The sequence below is a fragment of the Vibrio sp. RE88 genome (genome assembly GCF_013113835.1).
In the GTDB taxonomy this organism is placed as follows: Bacteria; Pseudomonadota; Gammaproteobacteria; order Enterobacterales; family Vibrionaceae; genus Vibrio.
Genome location: NZ_VTYQ01000002.1, coordinates 139880 through 160916 on the forward strand (window position 1 = coordinate 139880; position 21037 = coordinate 160916).

Consider the following 21037-nt stretch of genomic DNA (forward strand, 5'->3'; position numbering starts at 1 on the left):
TATTTCTCTCCAATTTCTCTAAAAATGGACGCTCGCATTACGCGATTTTTGCTGCTGCGTCTGAATCTAAGTACCACTCGGTCTCACCAGCTTTAGACTGGATTTTCGCAGCTGGATAAGGCAGCTCGCTTGCCGGAGTAGTATGAATTTCGTTTACGATCTCAACTTTGCCTGCACCAAGTACAAGGTAGCTGATACGCTTAGCGGCTTCTAAAACTTTCGCTGTTTTAGAAACACGAATCTGGCCTGATTCAGGATGAGAAGCCAATACCGATAGGTTCTCGTCTTGATAATCAGTTTGACCTGGGAACAGTGACGCTGTGTGTCCATCTGCACCGACGCCTAGCAGAATCCAATCGAAGACAGGCGTGCCGTTCTCAGTTGGAATCACATCCGCCATCTCTTGTGCGAATCGCTCAGCTTCTGCTTTTGGTTCTGCTTCACCACGGATACGATGGATGTTTTCAGCTGGTAGGTTCACTTTACTAAATAGCAATGCGTTCGCTTCACCGTAGTTACTTTCTGCGTCGTCAGGTGCGACGCAGCGTTCGTCACCCCACCAGAAGTGTAGGTTATTCCACTGGATAGACGTAGCGTATGTATCGGTTGATAGCAGCTTAAACAGCATTTTAGGTGTGCTACCACCCGATAGTGAAATGTGAACAGGTCGACCAAGTTCGCTGAACGCTTTCATGTCGTTCGCTAAGCTTTCTACTACCTGTTCTGCTGTTGGGAAGATCTTATGGTTGATCATAGTTCGCAGTAGTCCGTGTCTGTTAGGTTCTTACATGGGAAACGCCAAGCTCGGTTAGCGCGTTGAAGTAGATCGTCTGCTTCTTTTGGTCCCCATGTGCCACAGGCGTAACCAAATAGCGCTTGTGGGTCTTGTTTGAAATCGAGAATTGGCTGAACGTACTTCCAGCAAGCTTCTACTGCGTCAGTACGAGCAAATAGAGTAGCATCGCCATTCAAAGCATCAAGTAGTAAGCGCTCATACGCGGTTAGCATCTGAGTCTCTTCCAAATCATTGTAAGAGAAGTTCATCTTCACTTCTTTGGCTTTAAAGCCAGCGCCTGGTTCTTTTAGGCCAAAGCTCATCTGAATGCCTTCATCCGGTTGGATACGAATGATGAGTTTGTTTTCAGGCGCGTTTTGACCAAACACTGGATGCGGCGTGTTCTTAAAGTGGATAACCACTTCTGTTACACGTGTTGGCAATCGCTTACCAGTACGCACGTAGAATGGCACACCGTTCCAACGCCAGTTGTTGATGTATGCTTTCAGGCCGATGTAGGTCTCAGTACGTGAATCGTCAGCGACGCCGTTTTCTTCACGGTAGCCCAGAAGGTGCTCGCCACGAACGTCAGACGCAGTGTATTGGCCTAGAACTAGGTCTTTACGTAGTGATTCTTCATCCAGAGGTTTCAAACACTGTAGAACTTTAACCACTTCGTCACGCATAGAATCTGCATTGATTTGCGCTGGTGGCTCCATACCAACCATTGCTAGTACTTGTAGCAGGTGGTTTTGGAACATGTCACGTACCGCACCAGAACCATCGTAATAACCGCCACGTTCTTCAACGCCGAGGAATTCAGCACCGGTGATTTCAACGTATTCGATAAAGTTGCGGTTCCAAAGCGGTTCAAACATCGCATTTGAGAAACGCAAAACCAGTAGATTCTGTACAGTTTCTTTACCAAGGTAATGGTCGATACGGTAGATTTGGTGCTCTTGGAAATGCTCGTGAATTTCTTTATCGAGCTTTTGAGCTGACTCAAGGTCGTAGCCGAATGGTTTTTCGATGATTAGGCGTTTCCAGCCATCGTCTTCGTTACTTAGGCCATGTTCAGCAAGGCTTGCAGGAATAACGCTGTATAGGCTTGGTGGAGTAGCTAAGTAGAATAGTGTGTTACGTTGCTCGAAGTTGTACTGTTCGGACAGTTGGTCAAGACGGGTAACCAGTTTGCTGTAGTCTGCGGTATCAGAGGTATTGATCGCTTGGTAATGCAGGTGATTAATGAATGCATCTAGCGTTGCAGGCTCAGTTTTTTCCATTTCCTGAAGTGAGTGCTTCAGTTTCTCGCGGTAAGACTCGTCGCTGTATTCTGTGCGGCTAACACCCAGAATGGCGAAGTTTTGTGGAAGCTGCTTACTCGCGTAAAGGTGGTATAAAGCAGGGATTAACTTACGATACGTTAAGTCACCCGAAGCACCAAAAATAACGATGCTGCTGTTTTCTGGTATTACCATCATCTTTCCCTTAGAAACGAGGTAGTTATCATGTGCCGTCAATGCTGGCCTCTCGGAGAGCCAACCCTATCAACGGGACTTCAAAATTGATAATCGGTGATGCCTATTACTTTGATAGACAAAACCTTAATCTTCTTGAGCTATAGAGATAAATCTCAATTCGGCAGCGTATTGTCTATGAGTATTTGATACACATCAACCTTTGTGAAGGCAATCGATTAAATATTGACTAGTGAAAATTACAGATCATTGATTATATGGGATTTATTTAGAAATTGGATGAGTAGCTCTGCGTCGAGTTAAAACTCTATTTGTTTACATAATTGAAACGTTTAGCGCGGATTTAGAATAAGGTTTTCAGGTGTGTTTTGACGGTGTGAATATGTTCTTCTCGCTCGACGGGAACGATCTGCTGAGGTGCTAAGAACATCTCTGCGTATTTCTGATCAATTTCGTGCTCCAAAAAGAGCAAGTAAAGCTTAGGATCGATATGGCCTGAAGTGGCCATGTGCGTCATGATGTTGAGTGATTCCTCCAGATTCTTCGCTTTCTTATAAGGTCTGTCACTGGAAGTAAGTGCTTCAAAAACATCTGCAATAGCCATAACTCTAGCTGGGATAGAGAGCTGTTCTTCACCCAATCCTCTTGGATACCCTTTTCCATCCATACGTTCGTGATGTCCGCCCGCGATTTCCGGGATATTTTTCAAATGCTCAGGGTAGGGAAGGCGGCCAAGCATGGTAATGGTCTGAATGATATGGTCATTGATAATAAATCGTTCTTCATCATTTAGAGTGCCGTAGCGAATCGAGAGGTTGTACAGTTCACCGCGATTGTATTTAAGGCTTCCGGGTTGCAGGATAAAATGTTCTTTCCAGACATCCTGCGGGCTCTCTCCCTGTTTCCACGGGATATGATGAGTCTGCTTATCGCTTAACAGTGGTTCCATCACTGGCAAAGCCAACGCCTCACCTGCTCGTTGTTTTTCGACCCAAGATACACCGGCTTGATCATCTAAGGTTCGTTTCCACTGCCTTTTCGCGATGTTGTTGAGCCGCTCAATGGCAGATTCTTCCATTTGCTCACTACCGACATTACATTGAGCGATGAACTGAAATTCCTCATCCAACGTTTTGTGTGTGTCTTTCAGGGTGCGTTTTAATTCGGTCGCACTACCTCCTTGGTAAAGACCTTGCCAATAATCCACTTCGGCTTGAGTTTTGAGCAGTTCGAAGCGCATTCGAATTTCGTGGATTCTGTCGTAGATGGTTTCAAGTTTCGTTGCTTTATCAATAACATATTCTGGTGTGGTGACTTTACCGCAGTCGTGAAGCCAAGCAGCAAGGTGAAGCTCTTCCCACTGTTTTTTACTCATACCAAATTGAGGGAAGTAATTGTCATCGTCCTGAGCGACCTGAGTCAGCATTTTTGTCAGCTCAGGGACACGCTGGCAGTGGCTGCCAGTGTAGGGGGACTTGGTATCAATCGCTGAAGCGATCAGCTCAATGAATGCATTCAACATGTCTTTTTGTTGCTGCATCTGGTCGATATTCTCTTTGGCGATTTCAGCAAAGCTCAACAACTCTTTGAGGAAGGCGTGTTTATCGCTTTGTTCTTTGGTGATCGCTCGTTCGTACCCAAGCAGCAAAATACCAACTAAACGTTTTTCTCGGTTGAGCAGTGGGAAGAAATAGACGTCGGAGTTATAGAAGTACTCCTTATGTCGGTTGAGCGCGTTGTCACTTCGATTGAGGTGCATAATCTCGCCTCGACGCAAATCGGTCTCTAACCAAGCTGTCTCAGTCAGGAATTCATTCAATTCGATCTTAAATGGAATGATGGCGTGGTTCGCCGCAATTTCAAAGGCTTTCTGTTTTTCCGAGTAGGTATAAAGAACAATAGTTTCTGCTTTCGTGACGAGGTAACTTTGGTGGGTGATGGTTTTGGCAAGAACAGAGAAATCCTGATTACTGGCCGTGTCGCGCAGCAAGCGCAGTAAATCATGTAGCGTATGTTCCATCAGTTCAATCGACTCGGTCAGGTTAGCGACCTCTTTGATGACACTTTTAGGGTAACGGGTTTTTTTGAAATCAAAGCGAGCAATATTATCGGTAAGTAACACAAGGTTTTGTAAAGGTGTCGCTAACTTATTCGCCACGACCCACACAACAACAAAGCAAATCGCAAGCATTGCCATCGCGACGGTGATCTGTCGGTCGCGCATCGAAAGTAAATTCGCTAATAGATCATCTTGAGGTGTTGCCTCTGCGAGAAGAAGGCGTACGTGTTCGTTGAGCACTACAGGGGTTAATGTCACTGCCCAGCTTTTACCGTCATTTACAACGGGTTCATAAAGTGTCTGACTGCTATGACGATGGAGTATGGGGGTAAAGAGGCTGCTCTCAAGCTTTTGTTGAATTTGGTCGTTATCGAGAGCCAGATCGATGCCTGTCTGATGCTGTGCCAACACTCGAAATTGATTGTCAAAGAGCATCAGCTTGGTATTGTCAGAAAAGCCAATCTCACCAATTTGTTTGGATAAGGAAGACAATGTGAAATCGGCTGCCACCACTTTTCCACCATCTGCTGAGCGGCGAGACAAGGTCACGCCGTTGGTTTTCAGAAAATAAAAAAAGTAAGGCTCAGTGAGGCGAATATCCCCGTCAGGATCGGCGTTGGTAAACCAGGGCCTGACTCTAGGATCGAATTCGTTGTCATTGGTTTTCTTGTATCCGATACGTTTGTGGTTGCCATCCAAATAATGGAACTCATTTGAACCATCGACCTTGGTGAAGTTGATCATCATGCTGGCTTTTGGTGGAGCCCCAAATCGTTCTCGAGATTTGTTGTCGCGCAGCGGGCGAAGCATCGTAAATTCACCGTGTTCATTTGCATAGAACAAGGCGACTAGCCCCTGGTTTCTTTGAAAAATTAACTCCAATGAAGAGAGAAATCGTTTCGCTTTGAGCGGTGCCGTACGTTCATCGATAACGGCGCTCAGCGCCATAAAATCGAGAGTGGTGAGGATTGGACCGGCACGTACCCTGAACGTCGACTCAAGCTTTCGACTGTTCTCACTGCTCAATTCTTTAGCACTGCCAGTCAGCAATTCCTGAGAGTGACGATAGCTAATCGCAATGAGCACAGTACCGACCAAGGTAGTCAGTACCAAAAACAAGCTCGTTATATGGATACTCAGCGAATAGCGACGTTTCTTCATATCTTGCCCATTAATAAATCACTTAATAAGTATTGGTCAATATGCGAATCATGCAAAAGTTGTCGTTAAGCTTAGGTAGGTTAGAGCGCTAGTTTTCTGATTTACAACGTAATATGACGTTGAATCAACTATAACTAAGAGAGGTTTAGAAAAGGAAAACGACAAGATGTTAATGCTAAATTATCAGATTGAGGTGGCGGCAACGCCAGAAACTATCTGGAAAGTGCTCACAGAAGCTGAATTGTATTCACAATGGGCGAGAGTGTTTTCGCCTCAATCCCAGTTTGAAGGCGAATGGCTAGAGGGAAGCAATGTATCCTTCTTTGATCCAGAGCTAGGAGGTACGCGTGCTATTGTCGACCGCATCGAAAAGCACAAAGTGATTGAATATCATCATATTGCCATCTTCAATCCGGATCATATACAAGACATAGACAGTGATTCTGCCAAGAAGTGGATTGGCAGTAAGGAAAGTTACCAGATCACACCGTTGGAAAATTCGGTGTTACTGAAAGTGACGATAGAAACTCATCCCGACTTCGTCAGCATGTTCAACAGTGGGTGGGAGAAGGCGTTGCCACTAATCAAAGTAATATGTGAGCAACAAGGGAGCTAGGCTGGTAAAATGCTGACCAGACTTTGGGAGATTTAGGTAGCTGACGTTTATGAAGCTTGTTGTTGACACTCACACCCACACTTATGCTAGTGGTCATGCTTATAGCACACTCATTGAAAATGCTAGGCTGGCAAAAGAGCATGGTCTGGAGATATTTTGCACTACTGACCATGCGGAATCGATGCCGGGAGCGCCGCACTACTGGTTTTTTTCTAATCAGCGCGTCCTACCTCGATTTATAGAGGGTGTTGCTGTCATTCGGGGTGTAGAGTCCAATATTCTAAACACTCGGGGTGAAGTGGATATCCATCCTTCAACAGATAAGAATCTAGATTGGGCGATTGCCAGCTTTCACGAACCTGTGTTCCGCCCTTCAAATAAACAGGAGCACACTGAAGCACTCATCAATACTATTCGCGGCGGTCGAGTTGATGCTCTGGGGCATTTAGGGAATCCGAACTTCGACTTTGATTTTGAATCGGTTCTTGCGTGCGCCAAAGAGCATAACGTCGCAATCGAAATTAACAACACCACACTAAAAGGCAACAGCAGGGTGGGGAGTGTTGAACGCTGCCACGAAATCGCTCAGATTGGTAAAGAAGTGGGAGTGTACTTTACCACGGGCAGTGATGCGCATTTCTGCCAGGATGTCGGTAATCTCAGTTTGGTGTCTGAGTTGATGGATAATGTCGGCATCGACAGTTCGCAGGTTATCACGTATTCTGCTCGCCAATTCCTCGATTTCCTCGAACTACGTGGTCGAGCGCCTATCGAGGACTACGTCAATTTATAAGTTGATACAATTTTCATCTCAAGTGTGCTGACTGAATTCAGTACACTTTCCCCTCCTATTCCAAGATAAGAACAATACAATGAGAAAGTTAATTCCAGCTCTTGCACTGATGGTATCAGCACAGGTTTTTGCGTCAGATTTCGACCTGAAAGCAACAATGAAGCAAATGAAAGTTGAATTTAAACACGCTGCTGAAGCAACTGAAATTACCGATATGAAGACAGCGGTGACTAACCTGTCTGAACTGGTAGAGCAGTCAAAGCGTGGCGACTACCCACCAGAAAAGTTTGATATCTACTTTGAAGGTTTCAATAAGCTATCGGGTGCGTTGGATAAAGTAGAAGCGCAATTGGACGCTGGCGATATGGCGTCGGCAAAAGAGTCTTTGCGTCAGGTCGATGAGCTTCGCATTGAATATCACGACAAACGTAACCCAAGTATCTGGAGCAAGCTATTCGGCTAACTTGATGTGTGATTTGGACTGTTGCTGAATTGAGCTTGCAAGAAAGGCAGGAGTAACAGTCCAATAACTGCCGAGCAGATTGAAATTGTGACGAAAAACCCAGTCCAGTGGAAATGCTCCATGATGATAGCCAGCGGATAGCCAGCTAGCGCCGCTCCCATATAAGCAAATAGCCCGACAAAGCCCGTCGCAGCCCCCGCTGAATCTTTGTGCGAACACTCCGCAGCGGCCATACCGATTAGCATTTGTGGTCCAAATACAAAGAATCCAATGGCAAAAAATCCAGCGGCCTGAAAAGCAAAATTCGTCACTGGCATTAGCCACAAAGCGGCCACTGACAAGAAGACTCCCATCGCAAAAATCAGGTTCATTGGGCCACGATTACCACCAAATAATTTGTCTGAGCCCCAACCCGCAACCAGAGAGCCGATAAAGCCACCGATTTCAAACAAGGATAAAGCGGCATTTGCGTTGATCAAGTCGAAACCGTGCTGCTCGGTAAGGTATAGGTTGCCCCAATCATTGACCGCTGTTCGAACGATGTACACCAGCACGTAGCTAAACGCCAGCAACCAAATGTATTTATTGTTCAGGACATAGGTGCGCAGAATTTGGTGAGGTTTCAAACCAAGGCCGTCGTTTTCTTGTGCCAGTTCAAGCTTGTCGTCTTTCCATCGGCCAATGGTGGGTAACCCCATGGTGATCGGTTTATCTCTCAGCCTCCAACAGAGGAACAGCCCGATGATGACACCAATAATCCCTGGAATAACAAAGCCTTCCCGCCAGCTGTAATGCAGTACCATGTAACCGACGACAAGAGGGATTAAGGCTCCTCCAACGTTGTGGGCGGTATTCCAGATAGCCCAGAAGAAACCGCGTTCAGAGCGTGAATACCATGTCGTCAGCAGTTTTGAACAGGAAGGCCAACCCCAGCCCTGAAACCAGGCATTGAGTACCCAAAGCGCGAACAGCGCGTAGAGTGAGCTGGATAAGCCAAACAGAATGTTAATGATGCCTGTTGCAATTAGTCCAAGCCCCATGAAATAGCGAGGATTAGAACGATCTGAAACGATGCCGGAAATAAACTTAGACAAGCCGTAGGTCAGATAAAAGAACGTGCCCATCAAACCTATGTCACTTTTGTCTAAACCTAAGTCTGCGATCAAAGCAGGTGTCGCATAGTTAAATGTCTTGCGGGTGAAGTAAAAGCCAGCATAGCCGAGATACATACCGACCATGATATGCAGCCGCCAGTATTGGTAAGTCGACTTCACCTCGTGGGTGGTGTGATTAGGCTGAGCGATAGAATCGGACATAAACTACACCTCAAATTCCCGGCAGTTCGACATGAATAGCCGTACCGTGTTGCTCTGACTCATACTGACTATAGCTGCGAATATTAAATCGCCCGCCGAGTGCCTGCACTCGCTCTTGCATGCCTATTAAACCAAAGCCTTTTTGGCTGTCCTGCAGTTTGAATCCTATGCCGTTGTCTTGAATCTTGAGTTCGACTTCGTCTCTCAGTTTGATATCAATCTCTAAACGGCTCGCCTGAGCGTACTTCTGTGCATTGTTAAGAGCTTCCTGACATATCCGATACAAGGTCGCACTGGTCGCATCGCTTAACGTAGATACATGCCCGCCTTGCAGTTTGAATGAGACGTTAACGCCTTGCTGCTCAAACTCCATTTCACGAACCAACTGCTGCAGAGCTTCGACCAGATCAAGGTCATCCAGTGCTTTGGGCCTGAGTCTAGTTAACAGCCCTTTGGTGGTGTCATACACATTCAGTGACAGGGATTCGATGGTGGTGGCGCAATTGGCGCTCATCTCCGGGTTTTCGACGCGCTTAATGATGCTGGCTTGGGTACGAATAGCAGTAATATTCTGGCCAATTTCGTCGTGCAGTTCACGTGCGACTTCCTGACGCACTGATTCCTCAGCCTTCACCAGTTGGCGTGACAAGTTTTGGTTGCGGCTTAACTCGTGGCGCAATTTTTGGTTCAAATCTCGTTGGCGCTGGACTGCCATGCCAAGCAATATCCCAGTTAAGGTCTGCGCCGTAATCGACAATAGAAGGTCGGTGACTTCAATTTGTGACACGCCACTGCGTGCTGCAATTAAGGCGATGCTATTAAGCAGTGTGCCAAGCATGGCACCTTGCCAGCCGTAGCGAAAAGCGAGCAGGATGATAGGAATAGCAAGGCAGAAGGGGGCAAAACGACGCAGTTCATCGGGAAGCCCAATTTGCAGCGCGATGCTGACAGAAAAAACGATGACGAACAGAATAATCGGTTTGACGTTGAACTGAATCGGCTGGCTGATCAAATTGGACGTCAATGGCAGCCAAGTGCTTTGAAACAGGTAGTTCCAGACTAGATAACAGGTCGGAACCAGCATGAGCCCACCAGTGACGCTAACCAGCCAAACCAAGCTAGGTGACTCAACGTGACTACTTACAGCAGCAACATTGATCAGCGACGACACAATAATCACAGCAGCCTGAACCAATAATCGCTGAGATTGCACCCCGTAGTTAAATCGCACCGCCATAGCAGTAACTGGCATACTGGCGGCACTGGCTGCTAAAACGGTAAGCCATTGAGGTTGGTCTAATAATAGCGCTAGAGAGATCGTCAGCAGCCATTCGGCCGCATAAATTGCAGGCCAATGTTTCTTGGCTGTGTGCAGGGTAACCCCCAGTCGCAAAGCGAAGGGGAAAAAGAGAATAGCCAACTCAGCGTCATTAACGAAATAATAAGAAATGACCCATAAGCAAAACCAGCTGCACAGGGTAATGAACCAAGCACAGACAGAAGTGATCAGGTAGTTGCGCATCAGAGCGGGATTTCCTGACTGAACAGCTTAGCCAACTCAACGTTGTTTTTGACTGCGAGTTTGTCCATGGCATTGGCGCGATGGACGTGAACCGTCTTATGGCTCAAACCGAGCTGGCTGGCCACTAACTTGACATCCATGCCGGCCGCAAGCAGTTCACAGACTTGTTTCTCACGCTTAGTTAGCTGACTTAATGAAGCGGTCACTTTTTTAGGAGAGGCTAACTTCAAGGCGATTTCTGGGGTTAAGTAGCAGCCTCCAGTGGACGCGGTTCGTACCGCTTGAACCAGCTCTTCGGGGCTACATCGTTTAGTCAAATATCCAAGAGCCCCAGCTTCAAGCGCTTTTTCTACCATCGCGGGAGAGTCATGGACACTCAGCATAACGCAGGCGATGCCGGAGGGTAGCGACTCAAGTAGAGTGAGGCCACTTTCATCGGGCATCGATATATCGGTAATGCACACATTGGCGCCGCTACCGGGCAAGCCTTGTTTTGCATCGGACACAGAGTTGAATTCACCAACAACGTTAATGTCACTTTCCAAGCTTAGAAGCTGGGCGAAACCGGATCGGACGATGACGTGATCATCAACGAGAGCAACATTAATCATGGCAATTATCCAAAGCAAGGCAGAGTGCGGGGTAAGTTACCGTTAAGTTTACCAATAGGCAAATAGCGTTTGGAACTAAAAAAAGCGCTATCTATATCTCTCTGATTCAGGCAGAACAGCGAGTATTAGATAGCGCTAACTGGGGGTATTAGGCGTTTACTTGAGCAAGCTTTTTCTTAGCTTTACGAATCTTCTTCTCTTCAGCAATGGCGACGAACGCAAGTAAGCCGATACAGATAGCCGCAGAAGTATCGAGTGCAGCAAAAGTACCTTGCCAACCCGTCAGGCCAAAAATAGGCGTGCCGTCTGCAATCATACCTAGACCAAGTTTTGCAAAGCTGTCACCGATCAGGTACGCAAATGTGCCTTTCACACCGTCAGCAACACTGATGGCTTTCTTCGGTACAAAGCCAACGGCTGCAACGCCAATCAGCAACTGAGGACCAAAGACAAGGAAGCCTAATACGAACAGTGACGCTAGGTACATGAATTCGCTGGTGGCATGTTGGTAGAACTCGAGTGACACAATAATCAAACCAAGTGATACACAAGCAACCAGCGCGCGGCGACCGTTAGCTAAGTCTGACAAGTAACCCCACATTAATGTGCCGACCAGAGCGCCCACCTCGAACAAGGTGAAACCAGAAATTGCCGCTTCTTTAGATAGACCAAGCTCTTGGTAGGCATAAACCGTTGACCATTGGTCGATACCAATACGAACGATGTAAAGGAAAATGTTGGCGAAACACAGCAGCCAGATCACTTTGTTTTTCAGTACGTATTCAACAAAGATTTCTCGCTTAGACATTTGCTGCTCTTCTGCGGCATTGTCCTCTTCACTGACAGTCTCATCGAACAGCTCTTCCACTTTACCTAAGCCGTAGGCTTCTGGAGAGTCGCTACCAAAACGCATGCCGATAAAACCAACAACCAGAGCAATGATAGATGGGAAGATGAACATACCAATCACGTGGCCATCGAATAGGTAATTCGCGCCAAATAGAGCGACACCTGCTGCGCCCGCACCACCAACGTTGTGCGACATGTTCCACAGGCCAAGGTATGAACCGCGCTTGTTACGTGGTGTCCATTTGGTGATGGTTGAGTAGCTAGAAGGACCGCCTGTACTCTGGAAGAAACCACTTAACGCATAAAACGCAATCATGAGGAATAGGCTGACGCTACCGCCTCCCATGCTCATACTGAAGCCCAGCATGGCAAGACCTGAAAGGATCAACATGAATGGCAGGAACTGCTTAGTGTTTTTACCATCGGCGTAATAAGACACCACAGTCTTACCGATGCCGTAAGTAATCGAGAAGCCAAGGCCGATCATACCTAGTTCAGTCATCGATAGACCGTAAGTGGAGATCATATCGTTCTGAGCGATATTGAAGTTCTTACGGATCAGGTACATGGTCATGTAGCCGATGAATACAACCAAGTAAGATTGCAAGAAGGGTTTAAACCACATTTTTCGGCGAACTTCGACTGGCAGGTCCAGCGTTGGTTTGCGTACTTGTTCTAGAAATTTCAACATAGTGAATCCTTAGAGCCCAGCTTAGCCCTTTGGGCGAAGCAAATAATAAATTCGGTTGATTTAGCTGACAGGCAGTCAGGAGTAAATCGATGGCGCTAAGTGTATTCATCGCGGTGCGTTGTGGCTTGAGAGATGCTCCTAGGTGGATTAGGAAAATTTCCTAGATCGAATTGACTAGTGAGTGTTTCGTGAATAACGTCACATGATTGGCGGGACTCGTTTCGGTTAGTTATTGTTCTTTTTGTAGAAAAGTTATGACTAAGCTTATGTTTTGCAGCACAACTGGCTGAGTTTGTTAACTTCACGTTATATAGTTACAGTTAACAAATCGAGAGTGATCATGTTACGCGCAACGAATTTTAACCGGACGATGTTATTGGCGAGTGCCCTGAGTTGGCTGCTCGTTTCTCTGATGCCGGTCATAAATGCGCATGGCTCAAACGCAGGAGTTTGGGCAACGTTATGTACCATCAATGGTTTCGAGCTGGTTCAGGTCGAAGAAGGTAAGCCAGAAACTCAGCACGGCAAGCCTTGTCCATTCAGTCACTTTTCCTCTTTCCATCAGGATTCACTTCCAACACCACCTTACTTTACACGACAGTCGTATGTGAGTGATGAAGCGTATGCTTTTTTGGCTCTAAGCGTTCGCTATCAGCTTGCACTCCCACGTGCGCCGCCTTTATCTCTCGCTTGATATAAAAATAAAATTATTAAATAAGGCATAGCGCCTCACTGTAAAGTCTACGCTCAGCAAACACCAATGAATGATCAATTCGGGTTGAATCCGAAGGGTTTTGCTGCGCGCAATAAAAAGGAAATTGTAATGTTGGGTAGTCAAACTCAGACTTCACCTAAGGAATCTTCACGCCTATCTTCAGAGAAGGCTCGAACCAAATCACGCTACTTCATGACGTGGCGCTGGCACTTTTATGCAGGCCTTTATGTCATCCCATTTATGCTTATGCTCAGCCTGACAGGGCTTGTCATGCTGTTTGATGATGAAATCGAACAAGCCAGATACCAAGATGAATTGATTGTCATGCCTGAATCTTCAAAAGTTCCTGTGTCTCAGCAACTAGAGAGCGTTCAAGCTAGTTACCCATCTGGGCAGGTTACTCAGTATATCCCTGCCGCTGAAGCAAACTTGGTCAATAAGTTCAGTGTCCGTCTGGAAGATGGCACTTCGGTGTTTGTCACCGTGAATCCCTATAGTGGGCAAGTATTAGGTGAAATAGATCGCAGTGACAGCTGGTATCAGCTTGCGAATGAAATCCACGGAACCTTGTTGATTGGTCAATGGGGTGATTACTTAATCGAAGTCTCTGCTAGCTTGAGTATCTTACTGTTGGTGACGGGTATCTATTTGTGGTTACCAAGGGACAACGCAAGCAAAGCAGGATTTCTGAAAGTGCGCTTTACATCGGGCACACGTATCTTGATGCGCGATCTGCACGCGAACTTGGGTGGTGTGTTGTCCGTTGTGTTACTGTTTTTCGTCATTTCAGGTTTGGCTTGGGCTGGCGTTTGGGGCAGCAAACTGGTTCAGGCATGGAATACGTTTCCCACTTACTACACTTGGGGCGATAAGCCAGAGTCACAGCTGACTCACGCTGATCTCAATCACGGCAGTGAGGAAGAAATGCCATGGAACTTAGAACAGGCTCCGGTACCTGAATCTACGGGGCATGTTCATGGCAGCGAAGATCATGCTCATCATGAACATAGTTCGTATGATATCAGTCAGAGTATCGGCATAGATTCGATAGTCGAGCAAGCACAACGCCTTGGTTTTACTCAGTTTAATCTTTTTTTACCTCAGTCTGAAACGGGCGTATATACATTAGCAGCGAATTCTATGGCGGGTGACATTAGCGACCCGAGAAAAGATAAAACCACTCACATAGACCAGTACACAAGTAAAGTGTTGGTTGATGTGACTTGGGAGGACTACAGTCCGTTTGCTAAATTTATGGCAGCAGGCGTGTCTTTACACCAAGGGGATGTCAGCGTGGTTAACAAGATACTCAATGTTGTATTTTGTGTGGCGTTCATCGCTATTTCTATCACTGGCGTTGTGATGTGGTGGATCAGAAGGCCAGCAGGCAAAACTCGAGTCGGCATTCCGCCTCGCTTTGAAAGTGACGGCACCTGGAAGGTAGGCGCAGTTACACTCGCGATGGTTGCGGTCTTTTTCCCACTAGCGGCGGTGACTATCGTGCTCTTTGGTGTGATTGACTGGTACGTCTTCCGTCAGAAAATGGAAGCGTCAGCAGCCTAGTACGACAACAAAAAAGGCCACCTATTGGTGGCCTGATTCATCTATGGTTCTGTTATTTTACTGACCAGTCGATGGTCTCACCAGCGCGAATAGGTACGACAATGTCCTGACCAAATGGCATTGACTCTGACACTGCCCATTCTTCTTTAGTGAGCGTCACGGTATCTGAGTTACGAGGTAGACCATAGAAGTCTGGGCCATTGTGACTCGCGAATGCTTCAAGGTTCTCTAGCTTACCCTCAAGCTCAAACACTTCTGCATAAAGCTCTAACGCTGCGTGAGCGGTATATGAACCTGCACAGCCACACGCTGCTTCCTTCATACCTTTTGCATGCGGAGCGGAATCTGTACCTAGGAAAAACTTCTTGCTACCGCTGGTAGCCGCTTCAATCAGCGCTTTTTGGTGGGTGTTGCGCTTAAGAATCGGCAGGCAGTAGAAGTGAGGTTTAATTCCACCAACCAACATGTGGTTGCGGTTATACAGCAGGTGGTGAGCTGTGATGGTTGCTGCAACATTATCATTGGCATTTTTAACGAAAGTTGCCGCATCCGCCGTTGTGATGTGTTCAAGTACGATCTTCAATTCTGGGAAATCATTGACGATGGGAGCTAAAACCGTATCTAGGAACTCTTTCTCACGGTCAAAAATATCGACATCGTGAGTTGTCACTTCACCGTGAACCAGAAGCAACATGCCGACTTCCTGCATTGCTTCAAGCACATGGTAGATGTTTTTAGCAGAAGTCACACCAGAGTCAGAGTTGGTTGTTGCGCCAGCAGGGTAGAGTTTGGCTGCCACCACTTTACCAGAAGCTTTTGCTTTGCGAATTTCATCGGGTGAAGTGTTATCCGTGAGATACAACGCCATCAAGGGCTCAAATTGTTCGCTTGGCTTTTCTGCCATGATGCGCTCACGATAAGCGAGTGCCATTTCAGTGTCGGTAACTGGTGGGACTGTGTTTGGCATGATTAGCGCTCGACCATTGTAGCGGCTGATGTCGCGGACGGTATCCGTTAGAACATCACCATCGCGTAAGTGAACATGCCAGTCGTCAGGACGAGTGATCGTAAGTGTTGTCATTATTGCTCCCACCATAATAATAAGTTGTCTGATTGGAGCCTAAGCATCAACGAAAAACTGTGAAGGCAAACGCTTACGCTTAGGCGACAGGATGATAGTGCAAAGTGCCTTTTAATGCATCTGTTTTTTGCTTTGGAAGCGCATTGAATGAAAGAAAAGGGCTAATCCGTTAACCCTGAAATATCGGACTCTCATATTCCGTTATACAACACAACAATGTTTGGAGTACCGCATCTGGGATAATGCGGTAGAGCCATACTAGCGAGGTGCTACATTAGAACAAGTTAATTTAATGGATTCTTACATAAGGGAGTGGAGTGTTAACAGTTTTCAAGACAAAGACATATTTCGATACGCTTTATGGGGTGGTTTCGAGTTCATTATCGGAATCACAAAGTGTGAAGTGAATTTTCTGATTGGAACTGACATCTTGATGAAACATCTCGTTAGAGAGTCGGGTATAATCGCAGCAAATAACAAAGCTCAGGATTAGCAATGTCAGCTCCAACTCTTTCTCAGATCAACGTTTTCCCAGTTAAATCCTTAGGCGGTATCAGCCAATCTTCTGCTTGGGTAGAAAAGCAAGGCCTGATGTTTGACCGTCGCTTTATGCTTGCTTTGTCCGATGGTTCCATGGTGACAGCACGTAAGTACCCGCATATGGTTAAGGTTCAGTCGAGCTTGACGCCAGACGGTTTAATTTTTGTTGCAGAAGGCAAACCGCCGCTTCGCTTAAAGTACTCAGATTTCAAAATGCAGGAAGCCCCTGCTCAGGTATGGAAAGATAACTTCACCGCGTATACCACAACGGACGATGCAGACGACTGGTTCAGCGATGTATTGCAACAGAGGGTAGAGTTGCTGTTTTCAGGCGAACAATCGAACCGAGTGCGAGAGAAAGTCGGCCACAACGTCAGCTTTGCCGATGGTTACCCAATGCTCGTGATTGGTCAGGGCTCTTTGGATGAGCTAAACCGCCGCAGCCCTGAACACCACTCTATGGACCAATTCCGTGCCAACCTGATTGTTTCTACGACTGAGGCGTTTGAGGAAGATAGCTGGAAGCGAATCCGTATTGGAGAAGTGGAGTTTGAAGCGGTGAAAGCGTGTGAACGCTGCATTCTGACAACGGTTGATGTCGATAAAGGCGAATTCAGACCAAGCAAAGAGCCACTCAACACACTATCTCAGTTTCGCGCGAACGAGCGAGGTGGCGTTTTCTTCGGTCAAAACCTAGTCGCTAAGAACGAAGGTATGGTTCGTCAGGGAGACGTTGTTGAAATCCTTGAATACAAAGAGAAAGAATTCTATCCAGACAACACTCCAGAACAGTTGGTGATGACGTGTGTGGAACGTGAAGAGATTGCTCGTGACTTTGTGACGTTTTGGTTAGAACCAGAACACGGCACGGCTCCCGTGTACCAACCCGGCCAGCATTTACCGATTTCAGTGGACATCGATGGTGAAAAAGTCGCGCGTCGTTATACGCTTTCTTCGAGCCCTTCAAGGCCGGGGAGGTTGGCTATTTCCGTCAAACGCATTGATGGTGGGCGAGTATCTAACTGGCTCAACGACAACCTGAAAGTTGGTGATACGTTAGCTTGTGAAAACCCTGATGGCAGTTTCCATCTTGGAGATAAACACGACCAACCCATTTTGCTCTTGTCTGCGGGAAGTGGTGTGACGCCAATGCTGTCAATGCTGAGATACTTATCTGATCACGATCAAGCGGATGATGTGATCTTTTATCACCAGTGCCGCAGTGTAGAAGATATCCCGTGCAAAGAAGAGTTAGATAGCTACAAACGTAAACACCCTGGCTTGAGAGTGTTGATTTCGTTGTCCCAGCCACCTGTCGACTGGTTTGGTTTAAAAGGGCGCTTAACCACCGCACACCTAAAGCAGATTGAAAATCTTGAACAGCGTCAGGTGTTCGTATGTGGCCCTGATGGCTTTATGCAGAAAGCTAAGAATCTTCTGTTGAAAAAAGGGCTGCCAGAAGAGTGTTACCACCAAGAAGCATTTGGTGTTTCGCAAACCAGCACGCAACCTTTTAAAGAAGTACAGATCAGCGTTAACGGCCAACTCTTTGTCGGCAGTAACCAGAAGCCACTGCTGGAACAGGCTGAGGATGCGGGTATTCCTATTGCACACAGCTGCCGAGCTGGCTTATGTGGTGCATGTAAGGTGACGGTTGAATCAGGAAAAGTTCACCAACCAGATGTACCGGGATTGCAAGATCACGAAATGAACATGGGTGTTGCTCTGGCTTGTTGCTGTGTCCCTGAGACTGATATCGAAGTGGTGAATTAAACACATCTCAGGATGAGCCATCTGAAAGGTAAAAGCCCCAGACCAAAGGTCTGGGGCTTTTTTTAGTGTGAATACTTTGTTTAATTTGTATTTAGGACGTATTCATCAGTCTGAGCCAACTGACGTGTCGTAACTCAGTCGCATAATGATATTAAAAACAATAGGATAGTGTAACTGTCCGATCGGACAGGTTTTGTATTAATTTTGATACAATTTGGTAGGTTAAAGTAGAAAATATGAGCATAACTAATCAAATTGGCTTTGATTATTTGTTTTGAAATTGAGAAATTCTATTTTCTGTTACGGGTACGGTTTAATATGCCCACCTAATAGCGCTCGTGTCACTGCTTGGCAGCGATTGGTTGCGCCGAGCTTCTTACAGGCATTACTGAGGTGGAATTTTACGGTTCTTTCGGTACAGTCGACGATATCGGCTATCTCAGATGCGCTCTTCCCATCGGCAGCCCACGTTAGGCATTGAATCTCTCGGTTGGTCAGCATGGCCTGCGAATGCTCGGCCTGCGACGCATGAGATAAGTGCGATAGGTTTTGCACAATAAGGGGAATAATCAGTTGAGCAAACAGTAACACGTCGGTATGGGTGGGGTGAGCAATGACATCGGATGTTGCGAAACTGAGCATACCCACTTCGCCATTTAGCCCATGGATTGGAATGCTGATCCCTTGCTCAATCCCCTGGATATGGGATAACGAAAAAAGCTCCTGACTATGGATATCTATCTGCTTGGAAGATTCCCAGACACTGGGCATACAATTTGATGCGCCAAACTTGCAAATAGGATCGACGTACATCAGCCCTAAATTACATGACTCTTCTCGGCAATCATCTGGAAAGTTGTCTACGACGATAAAACGACCATTTTTAATATGCGGGTCAAACGATACACCAAGTACAAAATACTCGCTGTTAACTATACGGTTCAACTGCTCAAGCAATTTTCGCATTGATTCAATAGAATCAATAGTTTGGTAGTCATCTATCAGACGTAAAATTTCTTTCATTGAGTGCCATAAAACGCGACTTTTTATTACTTATAACAAATTACAATCGGGTTATGTAATATTTTTCTCACGTTAAAAGTGAGACTGAAGGATTTTTGAACATATTGATAAGCCGAAATAGAAAAAGGCGCCAAATAGCGCCTTTTCTTATTTTACCACCTGAAGAACGGTGTCATTTTCTTTTGCGTAAGACTCAATTTCTTTCGGTGGCTTCCTATCAGTAATAATGAGATCGACGTCAGCGATAGTACCGAGTTTTACCATGGCATTGCGACCAAACTTACTGTGGTCAACACCAAGGAAGACGGAGCGGCTGTTTTCTATGATGGCGCGTTTAACACGCACTTCATGATAGTCAAAATCAAGCAGTGAGCCGTCGTAATCGATCCCTGAAATACCTAGGATGCCAAAGTCGAGGCGGAATTGAGAAATAAAATCGAGCGTCGCTTCACCAGTGACACCACCGTCTTTGCCACGAACCTCTCCACCAGCCAAGATCACTTTGAAGTCTGGCTTCGACATCAAAATAGTCGCGACATTAATGTTGTTGGTTACGATACGGAGATTCTGATGCTTGCCGAGCAGTGCTCTTGCGACCGCTTCTGGGGATGTACCGATATCAATGAACAAAGTCGCACCATCTGGAATGTGCTTGACTAGCTCCAGTGCGATCTGGCCTTTTTCCTTTTGATAGGAAATCTGACGAGTCTGATATGACGAGTTCTCGGCACTCGATGTGATAGTCGCTCCGCCGTGGTTGCGGCGAATCTTGTTGTCATCAGCGAGCTCGTTGAGGTCACGACGAATCGTCTGCGGGCTCACGTTAAATCGCTCGACCAACTCATCAGTACTGACAAAACCTTGAGTTTGCACCAGTTCAATGATTTCCTGATGACGCTTAATGGCTTTCACTAACAATGTCCTTGTCTGTTGGAATAGAGTGATTTTACGGTTTGCAGAGGGCAAAGCAATGATTTGTGAGCGAAACTGGCTGGTTAACGTTCGTTTTAAGAAAATGTTCACATAAACGAGCATTAATCAAGGGGATTAAAGTTTGGCACTGCGATTACGTCCTTTGTTCTTTGACACATAAAGTGCTTTATCGGCGCGACGGTATAAGTCAAAAAAGTCCTTGTCTGCATCCGTTAATTCGGTCACACCACAACTGATACTGAAATTGTTGTTGTCAGTAAAGAAGGGAAAAGAATAAAAGTCACAACGTAAGCGCTCGGCGATTTTGAGTGCTTGAGCAGCGTTGGTTTGATGCAACACGATGAGGAATTCTTCCCCGCCGATTCGCCCGCAGGAGTCCGTTGAACGTATATGAGAGCGAGCAATATCTGCCAACTGTACAATGACCTCGTCACCATGGTCATGGCCGAAAGTATCGTTGATATGCTTGAAGTGGTCGATGTCAATCACGATGCAAGAAAGAGGTAGGTCGTGGGTTTGGGCATGAGCAAATTCTTCAGAGAACTGATGCCACAACTTTCGGCGGTTGTACAACTTAGTTAGGTCATCGGTATTGGCCAGCTCAGCCAACTTTTCCCGCATTTCGACAATGTCAGTAATGTCGGTCGAAACGCCAATCAGGCCAATAACTTCGCGAGTTACAGAGCTGATAATCGGTTTTTTTATCGCTCTGTAAACTCTTAGTTCGCCATCAGGAATGGCTCGGGCGTGTTCTTCATTAATCACTGTCTCGCCAGTTTCGAACACAGAATGATCGCTATGGAGAATATCTTTAAGGAGATCGGGCTGAAAGTAGTCGTAGTCTGTCTTGCCTTTTAGTGATTCAAGATCGGTTTTAAAAAGTTCTAGGGTGAGCTGATTCGCGTAGAGGTACTCGCCTTTACGATTCTTGACGAATACATAAGAGCCGATTTCATTCAGTACTTCCTCATGCAGTGCAAACTTCCTATCTTGATATATATCTTCAATATGCTCCAATTCGATCATAAGACCTCCCTGTCGTGTGAGGTCTAGCCGTATCCTGACGTGTTATTGA

Annotated in this window: 17 protein-coding genes; 6 read left to right on the top strand and 11 right to left on the bottom strand. The window is 46.3% G+C overall.

All coding sequences use genetic code 11. The features are described from left to right. Positions 1-37: 37 nt before the first annotated feature. From pgl to F0265_RS04180, 3 genes are all read right to left on the bottom strand, one after another. On the bottom strand, positions 38-754 hold the full coding sequence (gene pgl, locus F0265_RS04170; RefSeq protein WP_171747918.1) for a 6-phosphogluconolactonase: 717 nt from the start codon (positions 752-754) through the stop codon (positions 38-40). Further along, positions 751-2253 (bottom strand): glucose-6-phosphate dehydrogenase, encoded by a 1503-nt coding sequence (zwf, locus tag F0265_RS04175; protein WP_045985074.1) that lies wholly within the window; start codon positions 2251-2253, stop codon positions 751-753. Before zwf ends, pgl begins: the two co-directional genes overlap by 4 nt. A gap of 343 nt (positions 2254-2596) precedes the next feature. Further along, positions 2597-5473: an HD domain-containing phosphohydrolase gene (locus F0265_RS04180; RefSeq protein ID WP_171747919.1), complete on the bottom strand. Its 2877-nt coding sequence runs from the start codon at positions 5471-5473 to the stop codon at positions 2597-2599. Positions 5474-5639: 166 nt separating this feature from the next. On the opposite strand from F0265_RS04180, the gene F0265_RS04185 reads away from it, so the two are divergent. From F0265_RS04185 to F0265_RS04195, 3 genes are all read left to right on the top strand, one after another. Beyond that, on the top strand, positions 5640-6089 hold the full coding sequence (locus F0265_RS04185; protein WP_045985076.1) for an SRPBCC domain-containing protein: 450 nt from the start codon (positions 5640-5642) through the stop codon (positions 6087-6089). A gap of 49 nt (positions 6090-6138) precedes the next feature. Next, a complete protein-coding gene (locus tag F0265_RS04190; protein WP_171747920.1) occupies positions 6139-6882 on the top strand; it encodes a phosphatase in 744 nt (247 codons plus the stop codon). 79 nt (positions 6883-6961) lie between these two features. Continuing rightward, complete coding sequence (locus tag F0265_RS04195; RefSeq protein ID WP_043010096.1) at positions 6962-7345, top strand: cytochrome b562; 384 nt, start codon at positions 6962-6964, stop codon at positions 7343-7345. Here F0265_RS04195 and F0265_RS04200 read toward each other — a convergent pair. From F0265_RS04200 to uhpT, 4 genes are all read right to left on the bottom strand, one after another. Further along, positions 7342-8661, bottom strand: a complete 1320-nt coding sequence (locus tag F0265_RS04200) for an MFS transporter (protein ID WP_171747921.1) — start codon at positions 8659-8661, stop codon at positions 7342-7344. The genes F0265_RS04195 and F0265_RS04200 overlap by 4 nt on opposite strands. A 10-nt stretch (positions 8662-8671) precedes the next feature. Next, positions 8672-10183, bottom strand: a complete 1512-nt coding sequence (gene uhpB, locus F0265_RS04205) for a signal transduction histidine-protein kinase/phosphatase UhpB (protein ID WP_171747922.1) — start codon at positions 10181-10183, stop codon at positions 8672-8674. Next, positions 10183-10794, bottom strand: a complete 612-nt coding sequence (gene uhpA, locus F0265_RS04210) for a transcriptional regulator UhpA (RefSeq protein WP_171747923.1) — start codon at positions 10792-10794, stop codon at positions 10183-10185. Before uhpA ends, uhpB begins: the two co-directional genes overlap by 1 nt. Positions 10795-10942: 148 nt before the next feature. Further along, positions 10943-12334 (bottom strand): hexose-6-phosphate:phosphate antiporter, encoded by a 1392-nt coding sequence (gene uhpT / locus F0265_RS04215; RefSeq protein ID WP_171747924.1) that lies wholly within the window; start codon positions 12332-12334, stop codon positions 10943-10945. A 340-nt stretch (positions 12335-12674) separates the two neighbouring features. Here uhpT and F0265_RS04220 point away from each other — a divergent pair, with 340 nt between their 5' ends. Further along, on the top strand, positions 12675-13028 hold the full coding sequence (locus F0265_RS04220; protein ID WP_171747925.1) for a hypothetical protein: 354 nt from the start codon (positions 12675-12677) through the stop codon (positions 13026-13028). A 129-nt stretch (positions 13029-13157) separates the two neighbouring features. Next, entirely contained in the window at positions 13158-14612 is a 1455-nt protein-coding gene (locus F0265_RS04225; protein ID WP_171747926.1) for a PepSY domain-containing protein, read from the top strand. Positions 14613-14664: 52 nt separating this feature from the next. On the opposite strand, the gene pyrC is transcribed toward F0265_RS04225, so the two are convergent. Next, positions 14665-15693: a dihydroorotase gene (pyrC, locus tag F0265_RS04230; protein WP_171747927.1), complete on the bottom strand. Its 1029-nt coding sequence runs from the start codon at positions 15691-15693 to the stop codon at positions 14665-14667. A gap of 495 nt (positions 15694-16188) precedes the next feature. Here pyrC and F0265_RS04235 point away from each other — a divergent pair, with 495 nt between their 5' ends. Continuing rightward, positions 16189-18006 carry a hybrid-cluster NAD(P)-dependent oxidoreductase gene (locus tag F0265_RS04235; RefSeq protein ID WP_171747928.1) on the top strand — a complete coding sequence of 606 codons (1818 nt, stop codon included), beginning with the start codon at positions 16189-16191 and terminating at the stop codon, positions 18004-18006. A 300-nt stretch (positions 18007-18306) separates the two neighbouring features. On the opposite strand, the gene F0265_RS04240 is transcribed toward F0265_RS04235, so the two are convergent. From F0265_RS04240 to F0265_RS04250, 3 genes are all read right to left on the bottom strand, one after another. Continuing rightward, positions 18307-19029, bottom strand: coding sequence for a LuxR family transcriptional regulator (locus F0265_RS04240; protein ID WP_171747929.1), 723 nt, complete (start codon positions 19027-19029; stop codon positions 18307-18309). 147 nt (positions 19030-19176) lie between these two features. Then, entirely contained in the window at positions 19177-19941 is a 765-nt protein-coding gene (locus F0265_RS04245) for a DeoR/GlpR family transcriptional regulator (protein WP_006961259.1), read from the bottom strand. 135 nt (positions 19942-20076) lie between these two features. Then, entirely contained in the window at positions 20077-20988 is a 912-nt protein-coding gene (locus tag F0265_RS04250) for a GGDEF domain-containing protein (RefSeq protein WP_171747930.1), read from the bottom strand. Between the last annotated feature and the right edge of the window lie 49 nt (positions 20989-21037).

Excerpts from the sequence above, each read along its gene's own strand:
- pgl (WP_171747918.1), bottom strand. The coding sequence starts at position 754 with ATGATCAACCATAAGATCTTCCCAACAGCAGAACAGGTAGTAGAAAGC.
- zwf (WP_045985074.1), bottom strand. The coding sequence starts at position 2,253 with ATGGTAATACCAGAAAACAGCAGCATCGTTATTTTTGGTGCTTCGGGT.
- F0265_RS04180 (WP_171747919.1), bottom strand. The coding sequence starts at position 5,473 with ATGAAGAAACGTCGCTATTCGCTGAGTATCCATATAACGAGCTTGTTT.
- F0265_RS04185 (WP_045985076.1), top strand. The coding sequence starts at position 5,640 with ATGTTAATGCTAAATTATCAGATTGAGGTGGCGGCAACGCCAGAAACT.
- F0265_RS04190 (WP_171747920.1), top strand. The coding sequence starts at position 6,139 with ATGAAGCTTGTTGTTGACACTCACACCCACACTTATGCTAGTGGTCAT.
- F0265_RS04195 (WP_043010096.1), top strand. The coding sequence starts at position 6,962 with ATGAGAAAGTTAATTCCAGCTCTTGCACTGATGGTATCAGCACAGGTT.
- F0265_RS04200 (WP_171747921.1), bottom strand. The coding sequence starts at position 8,661 with ATGTCCGATTCTATCGCTCAGCCTAATCACACCACCCACGAGGTGAAG.
- uhpB (WP_171747922.1), bottom strand. The coding sequence starts at position 10,183 with ATGCGCAACTACCTGATCACTTCTGTCTGTGCTTGGTTCATTACCCTG.
- uhpA (WP_171747923.1), bottom strand. The coding sequence starts at position 10,794 with ATGATTAATGTTGCTCTCGTTGATGATCACGTCATCGTCCGATCCGGT.
- uhpT (WP_171747924.1), bottom strand. The coding sequence starts at position 12,334 with ATGTTGAAATTTCTAGAACAAGTACGCAAACCAACGCTGGACCTGCCA.
- F0265_RS04220 (WP_171747925.1), top strand. The coding sequence starts at position 12,675 with ATGTTACGCGCAACGAATTTTAACCGGACGATGTTATTGGCGAGTGCC.
- F0265_RS04225 (WP_171747926.1), top strand. The coding sequence starts at position 13,158 with ATGTTGGGTAGTCAAACTCAGACTTCACCTAAGGAATCTTCACGCCTA.
- pyrC (WP_171747927.1), bottom strand. The coding sequence starts at position 15,693 with ATGACAACACTTACGATCACTCGTCCTGACGACTGGCATGTTCACTTA.
- F0265_RS04235 (WP_171747928.1), top strand. The coding sequence starts at position 16,189 with ATGTCAGCTCCAACTCTTTCTCAGATCAACGTTTTCCCAGTTAAATCC.
- F0265_RS04240 (WP_171747929.1), bottom strand. The coding sequence starts at position 19,029 with ATGAAAGAAATTTTACGTCTGATAGATGACTACCAAACTATTGATTCT.
- F0265_RS04250 (WP_171747930.1), bottom strand. The coding sequence starts at position 20,988 with ATGATCGAATTGGAGCATATTGAAGATATATATCAAGATAGGAAGTTT.